We start from the raw sequence: 7,922 nt of genomic DNA, 5'->3' as shown, positions 1-7,922 counted from the left end.
ACCCCTGAGTAGACCAAGCCGTAGGATCGTCGGCAGGGTCAAGTGTGTATAAGAAACAGACCCGGCCCCGGCGCCGTCCGGGCGCGGTTCCGCGGCGCTGGTGATCCGGAACGCCCGGGTGTTCACGGGTACGGCGGCGGCTACGGCTACGGCTACAGCTACGGCGAGCAGTCCCGCGGCTCCGCCGCCGTCCGCCGTGGCCGTCGGCCGGGACGGGCGGATCCTCGCCGTCGGCGGCGACGCCGAACTGCGCCGCCTGGTCGGCCGGGACACCGAGGTGGTCGACGCGGGCGGGCACACCGTCATGAGCGGCATCCACGACGGCCACGTACACCCGCTGACGGCGGGCAACCGGTCGCTACGGCCCTCGCTGGCGGGTGCGGAGACGACAGCGGAGGAACTGACCCAGATCCTCACCGGCTTCCTGGCCGACACCGGGGGCCCGGCCGCCGAACCCGACCGCTGGCTGCTGGTGGAGGACTGGAACCCGGTCGGGCTGCTGCCCGCCGGCACGCTCCCCCACCACGCGCTGCTGGACGCCCTGCCGACCCGGCGGCCCGTCGCCCTGGTCGGCATGGACGGGCACAACCTGTGGGTCAACCGACGCGCCCTGGACATCGCCGGCATCACCGCTGCCACCCCCGACCCGGTCGGCGGCCGGATCGTCAAGGGGGCGGACGGACAGCCGACGGGCGTGCTGAAGGACGACGCGCAGGACCTGGTGCAACGGCACGATCCCGCCCCGACCCGGGCCGAGCTCGTCGCGGCCTGCGCCACCGTGCTGGAACAGGCGGCGGCCTGCGGGGTGACGACCATGATGGACGCCCTGACCGGCCGGCACGAACTGGAGCTCTACGAGGCCCTCTCGGCCGCCGGCCGGCTGCCCCAGCGGATCGTCCCGGCGATCCGGCTGGACGCCGGGCAGGCGACGGACCCGGCGGCGGCGGCGGCGTACGCGCGCGGGCTGGAAGGGGAGTTCGGCGGGGTGCGCGGGCTGCGGTTCGGGACGGTCAAGGTGTTCCTGGACGGGGTGATCGAGCATCCGGCGCAGACGGCCGCGCTGCTGGAGCCGTACCTGGACGGGGCGGGCCGGCCGACCGACAACCGCGGCGAGCTGTACGTCACGTCCGCCGCCTACGGCAGGCTGACCGCGGCGTTCAACCGGATCGGCTGGCAGATGCACGCCCACGGGCTGGGCGACCGCGCCGTACGGACGGCCCTGGACGGCTACGCCGAGGCCCGGCGGGCCACCGGGCTGCGCGACGCGCGCAATGCCGTGGCGCACCTGCAGCTGGTGGACCCGGCGGACCTGCGGCGGTTCGCGCAGCTGGGGGTGGCGGCGTGCATGCAGTTGCAGTGGGCGGTGAAGGACACGTGGACGATGGAGGCGCTGCTGCCGTACATCGGACCGGAACGGCACCGCCGGATGTACCCGGCGCGCAGCCTGCAGCGGGCGGGGGCGCGGCTGGCCGGCGGCTCGGACTGGCCGGTGGACGCGCTCCAGGTGTGGAACCAGCTGCGGACCGCGATCGACCGGCAGGGCGCGTACGCCGCGGGCGCGCTGTACCCGGAGCGGGAGGGCGTCGAACGGGCCTCGGCGCTGCGGATGCACACCGCCGGGACGGCCTGGCAGCTGCGCCAGGACGAACTGACGGGGACGGTGGAGGCGGGCAAGGCGGCGGACCTGGTGCTGCTGGACCGGGATGTGACGCGCTGCCCGGTGGCGGAGATCAGCGGGACGCAGGTGCGGTTGACGCTGGTCGGAGGGCGGGTGGTCCACGACGGGGACTCGGCGGCGGGCCGAGCGGCCGCGTCCGGGGCGGCCCGACGCGCGGACGGCCCCCGGCCGGCCACGTACAACACGTCGGTACACGGCGGCGGCCGCCACACGGCCTGCGGCTGCACCGCCCCCCATTGACAGTGCCCGCTATGCACACCTTTTGCACCGAATGACCAACCATCACCCCCAAACGACCGACCCGATGGGATCTGACGGTCGGTAACACCCGTCTGCCGCACCCCATGCGGGCCACATCTCATATCTGAGATACGGTGCACCCATGGGAGACGACTACCTCGTACGCATCGGCAAGCTCATCCGTGACGCCCGGCAACACCGGGGCTGGACACAGAGTCAGCTTGCCGATGCGCTCGGCACCAGCCAGAGCGCCGTGAACCGCATCGAGCGCGGCAACCAGAACATCAGCCTTGAGATGATCGCCCGAATCGGTGAAGCCCTCGACAGCGAGATCGTCTCTCTGGGTTACGCCGGCCCGATGCACCTGCGGGTCGTCGGCGGCCGTCGGCTGTCCGGTGCGATCGACGTCAAGACCAGCAAGAACGCGTGCGTGGCGCTGCTCTGCGCCACCCTCCTGAACAAGGGCCGCACGGTCCTGCGCCGGGTCGCCCGGATCGAGGAGGTCTACCGCCTCCTGGAGGTCCTGAACTCCATCGGCGTCCGCACCCGCTGGATCAACGACGGCGTCGACCTGGAGATCGTCCCGCCGGCCCGGCTCGACATGGACGCGATCGACGCGGAGGCGGCGCGCCGGACCCGCAGCATCATCATGTTCCTGGGCCCGCTGCTGCACCGGCTCGACGCGTTCCGGCTGCCGTACGCCGGCGGCTGCGACCTCGGCACCCGCACCATCGAGCCGCACATGATCGCCCTGCGCCGCTTCGGCCTGGACATCACGGCCACCGAGGGCCTCTACCACGCCCAGGTGGCGCCCGGCGTGAACCCGGACCGCCCGATCGTGCTGACCGAGCGCGGGGACACCGTCACGGAGAACGCGCTGCTCGCGGCGGCCCGCCACGACGGGGTCACCGTCATCCGCAACGCCTCCTCCAACTACATGGTCCAGGACCTGTGCTTCTTCCTGGAGGCGCTGGGCGTCGAGGTCGAGGGCATCGGCACCACGACCCTCACCGTCCACGGCGTCCCGAACATCGACGTCGACGTGGACTACTCCCCCTCCGAGGACCCGGTCGAGGCGATGAGCCTGCTCGCCGCCGCGGTGGTCACGGAGTCGGAGCTGACCATCCGCCGGGTCCCGATCGAGTTCATGGAGATCGAGCTGGCGGTCCTGGAGGAGATGGGCCTCGACCACGACCGCTCGGGCGAGTACACGGCCGACAACGGCCGCACCCGCCTGGTCGACCTCACGGTCCGACCGTCGAAGCTCGAAGCGCCCATCGACAAGATCCACCCGATGCCGTTCCCCGGGCTGAACATCGACAACGTCCCGTTCTTCGCGGCCATCGCGGCGTCGGCCCAGGGCCAGACCCTGATCCACGACTGGGTGTACGACAACCGCGCGATCTACCTCACCGACCTCAACCGCCTGGGCGGCCGCCTCCAGTTGCTGGACCCGCACCGCGTCCTGGTCGAGGGCCCCACCCGCTGGCGCGCAGCCGAAATGATGTGCCCCCCGGCCCTCCGCCCGGCCGTGGTCGTCCTCCTGGCCATGATGGCAGCCGAAGGCACCTCGGTCCTGCGCAACGTCTACGTCATCAACCGCGGCTACGAGGAACTGGCCGAACGCCTCAACTCGGTGGGCGCCCAGATCGAGATCTTCCGCGACATCTGAACGCTCTGAGACAGAGCATGGCGAAACCCCTCCTGACCTGCAGAAAAAGGCGGCAGGAGGGGAATCGTAGGCGCCTCTGGGACTTTCCTGGGACTCTCCTGGGACTTCTGGCAGGGCGCGGAGGCTCTGAGCGACAGGGGCACATCACGTGATCCGTCATCGGAATCGGCCTGAACGGATCGCAGAGTCCGTCCTGCTCAGGGCTGAGCAGACTGCGGCAACCAGCTCACCCGGGGATCCGCCCCCGCTCGCTCCCGGACGCAGCTCGCACTTCATGACCCTCGCACCACCTCCGGCCGCCATAATGGACTCATGCCCTCCAGCTCACAGCACCCCGCGCCCGCCCCGAGGGACGTCTCGGACGCGGACGCCGAGGACCTCGCGCTGTATCGGGAGAAGTTCCGCCGCCGTCTGCCGGAGTCGCTGGACGAGCTGAACGGGCCGACCCACGGTGTCGTGGATCTGCCGCTGCACATGGCCTGGTCCGGGATGACCTCGTACGACCTGGGCAAGCCGCGCCAGCGCATGGGCCTGTACCGCACCGTCCTGCACGAGGGCCTGCACGACGACCTGCCCCGCTACCTCAACCAGGACCTGCTCCTCCAGCTGTGGCCGGTGCTGCGCACCCTCGTCGGCCGCAGCGTGCGCGCCGTATGGGAAGATGCCTTCCCCCAGCTCGCCTCCCGCACCCGGGCAGCCGCGTGACGGACATGCCGGAGCTGCACACGCGGCTCCTGGCGGATGTGATCGCCCTCGGTTCCCCGTATCCACTGGTTCTCACCGGTGGATACGCCGTGCGGGCACACCGCCTCGTGAACCGCCCCAGCCAGGACCTCGACGTCGCCACCGAGAACCCGGCGCCCATGGCCGACATCGCCGCCACGCTCCGCGCCGGCCTGGAAGCCCGCGGCTGGAAAGTGCACGCGCTGGAGACCGCCCCGCTGTCCGCCCGCTTCACCGTGTCCGACCCGGCCACCGGGCAGGAGTGCGAGGTCGACATCCTCAAGGAGATCTTCTGGCGGCCGGTCACCCAGAGCCCGTACGGGCCCGTCCTCGCGGAGGAGGACGTGATCGGGACCAAGGTCCGCGCCCTCGCCGACCGCGGAGCGCCCCGCGACCTGATCGACGTGTTCGCAGCCTCCCGCCGCTGGACCAATGCCGAGCTCGAGGAGTTCGGCCGCCGCCACGCCCGCGGCCGCTTCGAGCGCGAGGATCTGCAATCGAACCTCACGGGCGCCGAGTGGACCGACGACGAAGCCTTCGCCGCCTATGGGCTCGATGACGCCACCATCACCGCTCTCCGCTCTTGGGCCGTGGAGTGGGCCGACGACCTCGCGGCCCGTCTCCTCGAAGAGGCCGATGATCCGGACATCGACTGATCACATTTTCTCCCCCCACTGCACGCAGCCCTCCGCCAGCCGCAGCCCCGCCGCCAGGTGCCCGAGGTCGACGGCCTGATCCGCCAGTCCCCCCAGCGCGGTCGCCGCGGCCTCGTTCTGTCCCGCCTCGGCGGCGATCTTGAACGCGTGAACGTAGTACCGCTGCGCCAAGCCGTCTTTGCCCTCGTCGTTGGCCATCCATCCCGCGAGGTGGGTCAGCTCCGACGTGGTGGCGAACAGCTCCCGGCCGACCTGCTCGGAGAAGGAGCCCTCCAGCCACCGCTTCACGTCCTCAGTGCGGTATCGGACCGTCAGGTGCCGGGCGTGCCCGCCTCCCAGCTCCGAGGCCGCATCGCCGAGCGTCTGTAACCGGATCCTCCCCCGCGGAAAGGTCGATCCGCAGTACCTGCTCGATGAAGAGTCCCCACTCCCGGGGGAAACGCTTGCCCGTCTCCCACCGGTACACCTGTTGCCGCCCGCAGAACGGTCTTCCCCCACCGGGCCACCGACAGCGCGTCCGCGAGATCCTGCTGGCTCATCCGCGGCCGGCGCGCTTCCCGTGCAGCCCGGATCCGCTCCCCGATCGTCATGACCGTCCGATCCATGATCGTCGTCTTGCTCGCCCTGGCCTACAACTGGCCTACACCTGGCAGACAGTCTGGCAGCTAGCAACAGGGTGTGAGCTCCAGTTGGCTGAGCATCACACCGCCCCCGGCAGGCGGTGCTCCCGGCCCCGCTCCGCACTCCTACAGCCCGGGGCGGGCGCACCACCCACTGCACCACTCGGACAGGATCGAGAGGAGCACCACATGGCCGAGATGCTGACCCAGCCGGCCGAACAGGCCGCAGGCCAGTACCGCAACCCCCGCGAAGCCCATCGCCGGCCAGTACGGTGCCCAGAAGATGGGCGGCAAGTGGCTGGAAGGCCGCGAGACCGAGCTGACCGTGCTGCGCTGGCAGCACACCCCCGAGCAGTGGTCCGACCTCCTCAAGCGCCACGGCTTCACCGACGTCCAGGCCGGCGTCGTCCCGAATCCGGAGAGCGGCGCCCTGGGCACCCTGTTGGTCACCGCACGGGCCTGACCCGATCCCGTCATCCCGAGGAGGATCGACCGTGAACCGCGTCTGGAAGACTGTCACGGCTCTCGCCGACCGCTTCGACGAAGCGGACACAGCCCGGGGGATGCCGCCGGAGGAAAGTCACGTCCTCCAAGTACTCAAGATCGGCGAGGAATTCGGGGAGGCGGCCCAAGCCGTGATCGGTGTCAAGGGCACCAACCCGCGCAAGGGCACCTCGCACAGCTGGGAGGACGTCCACGCCGAGGTCGCCGACGTTGTGATCACCGGCATGGTCGCGCTGGCCCGCATGCGGCCCGACGCCGCCGAGTACTTCGCCGACCAGCTCAAGGCCAAGGCCGCGAACTTCCTCCCCCGGACCACCGCATGACCCCGGGCACCACGGCCCTCTGCAGCGGACCGACCGCGTCCTGGTCACCTCCGGTCATCAGCACCGGCTCTACGGGGCGCATCAGGGAGCGCGGTCCGTGGCAGGCCGCGAGCAAGCGCCGGACGGATCGTTGCACCGCTACGAAACGATGTGCACGTTGATGCGCAAGGACCTCTCGTAGGTCCGGCCGCCTCCGGCGACGAGTGCCCTGGCGAGCCCGTCGCCAGAAGTGGCCGGCGCCCGTCGGTCGGCCGGCGGGCTAGGGTTGGGGGTTGGGTGACTGGGTGTCAATTCGTGGGTGGGCGAGGGACTGTTGAAGGGGCTGGAGGCGGACGATCCGCGGGAGGTCGGTGGGTACCAGGTGGTGCGCCGGCTCGGGGCGGGTGGGATGGGGCGGGTCTACCTGGCGCGGGACGACGGCGGGCGGTACCTCGCCGTCAAGCTGGTGCATCCCGCGCTCGCCGGTGACCGGGTGCACCGCGAGCGGTTCGCCCGCGAGGTGCGGGCCGCGTGGACGGTGCGCGGCCCCGGCGTGGTGCCGATCCTGGCCGCGGACCCGCACGCCGACCTGCCCTGGCTGGCCGTGGCGTACGTCGCCGGGCCGGACCTCGGGCAGGCGGTGGCCGCGCACGGGCCGCTGCCCGGGTACAGCTGGTGGCTGCTGGCCCGGGGCCTGACCGAGGCGCTGCACGGGGTCCACCTCGCGGGGGTGCTCCACCGCGACCTCACCCCCGCCAACGTCCTGCTGGACCAGACCCGCCCCTGGCTGATCGACTTCGGCATCGCGCGCACGGCCGACGAGACCGGCCTGACCCGGGGCGGAGCCATCGGCACGCTGCGCTACATGGCCCCGGAGCGGCAGCTCGGCCAGGACGCGGTGGCGGCCTCGGACGTCTTCGCGCTGGGCGCCGTACTGGCCTACGCCGGTACGGGGCACCACGCGTACGGGGCGAGCACCGTCAACTCCGCTCCCCTGCTCGGCGGGCTGGACCCGCACCGCAAGGCGCTGGTGGCCGCCTGCCTCGACCCCACGCCGGAGGCCCGCCCGTCGCTGCCCGAGCTGTTGCGGCGCATCGACGGCCGGCGCGGCGGCCCGGCCGATCCGGCGGACGTGACCGTCCCCGTCGGGGAGCCGTGGCTGCCGCGGGACGTCGCCGCCGACATCGTCGGGCGCATCCAGCGGCTCCAGCGGATCGACGCCGAGGACCGGGAGCGGCTCGCGCAGGAGCCGACCAGGACCAGTACCAGGGCTTATACGAGGACCCGTACCGCTGCTGGTGCGGAGGAGGAGTCGCGTACGCGGCCCTGGACGCGGGTGCGTACCGCGGGCCGGGACGGGGGCGGTGGGGCGCAGGAGCCCGGGCCGGAGGGCGCGGCGGCCGGTCGGCCGCGGCGCAGGCTCTTCGCCCTCCAGCGCAGCACCCCGTCGGGGCTGTCCCGGCGGGACCTGCGGGCGCTGTGGCGGGAGCGGGCGCTGGGCCGCCACCTGTCCGCCGGGGGTACGGG

Annotated in this window: 8 protein-coding genes; 7 read left to right on the top strand and 1 reads right to left on the bottom strand. The window is 71.9% G+C overall.

Annotated features, from left to right (window positions below):
* Window positions 1–196 precede the first annotated feature (196 nt).
* From GPJ59_RS30430 to GPJ59_RS30415, 4 genes are all read left to right on the top strand, one after another.
* A complete protein-coding gene (locus tag GPJ59_RS30430) occupies window positions 197–1,918 on the top strand; it encodes an amidohydrolase (protein WP_308120568.1) in 1,722 nt (573 codons plus the stop codon).
* Between the two features lie 142 nt (window positions 1,919–2,060).
* Window positions 2,061–3,590 (top strand): helix-turn-helix domain-containing protein, encoded by a 1,530-nt coding sequence (locus GPJ59_RS30425; protein WP_219671136.1) that lies wholly within the window; start codon window positions 2,061–2,063, stop codon window positions 3,588–3,590.
* A 312-nt stretch (window positions 3,591–3,902) separates the two neighbouring features.
* Complete coding sequence (locus GPJ59_RS30420) at window positions 3,903–4,295, top strand: hypothetical protein (protein WP_219671135.1); 393 nt, start codon at window positions 3,903–3,905, stop codon at window positions 4,293–4,295.
* 5 nt (window positions 4,296–4,300) lie between these two features.
* Complete coding sequence (locus GPJ59_RS30415; RefSeq protein WP_219671137.1) at window positions 4,301–4,969, top strand: nucleotidyl transferase AbiEii/AbiGii toxin family protein; 669 nt, start codon at window positions 4,301–4,303, stop codon at window positions 4,967–4,969.
* Here GPJ59_RS30415 and GPJ59_RS30410 read toward each other — a convergent pair whose 3' ends face one another.
* Window positions 4,970–5,257 (bottom strand): hypothetical protein, encoded by a 288-nt coding sequence (locus tag GPJ59_RS30410; RefSeq protein ID WP_219671134.1) that lies wholly within the window; start codon window positions 5,255–5,257, stop codon window positions 4,970–4,972.
* Window positions 5,258–5,872: 615 nt separating this feature from the next.
* Between GPJ59_RS30410 and GPJ59_RS30405 the strand changes: the two genes are divergently transcribed.
* The 3 genes from GPJ59_RS30405 to GPJ59_RS30395 all read left to right on the top strand — a co-directional run.
* Window positions 5,873–6,052: a hypothetical protein gene (locus GPJ59_RS30405; RefSeq protein ID WP_219671133.1), complete on the top strand. Its 180-nt coding sequence runs from the start codon at window positions 5,873–5,875 to the stop codon at window positions 6,050–6,052.
* A 31-nt stretch (window positions 6,053–6,083) separates the two neighbouring features.
* The gene (locus GPJ59_RS30400; protein WP_219671132.1) at window positions 6,084–6,416 is read left to right on the top strand and encodes a MazG-like family protein; all 333 of its coding nucleotides are present in this window, start codon (window positions 6,084–6,086) and stop codon (window positions 6,414–6,416) included.
* 298 nt (window positions 6,417–6,714) lie between these two features.
* On the top strand, window positions 6,715–7,922 hold a 1,208-nt coding region (locus GPJ59_RS30395), incomplete at its 3' end, for a serine/threonine-protein kinase (protein ID WP_219671131.1).

It is taken from the genome of Streptomyces bambusae, assembly GCF_019400985.1.
Classification (GTDB): Bacteria; Actinomycetota; Actinomycetes; order Streptomycetales; family Streptomycetaceae; genus Streptomyces; species Streptomyces bambusae_A.
The sequence above is the reverse complement of the archived record's forward strand: the minus strand, read 5'-3'. Positions and strand labels throughout refer to the sequence as shown.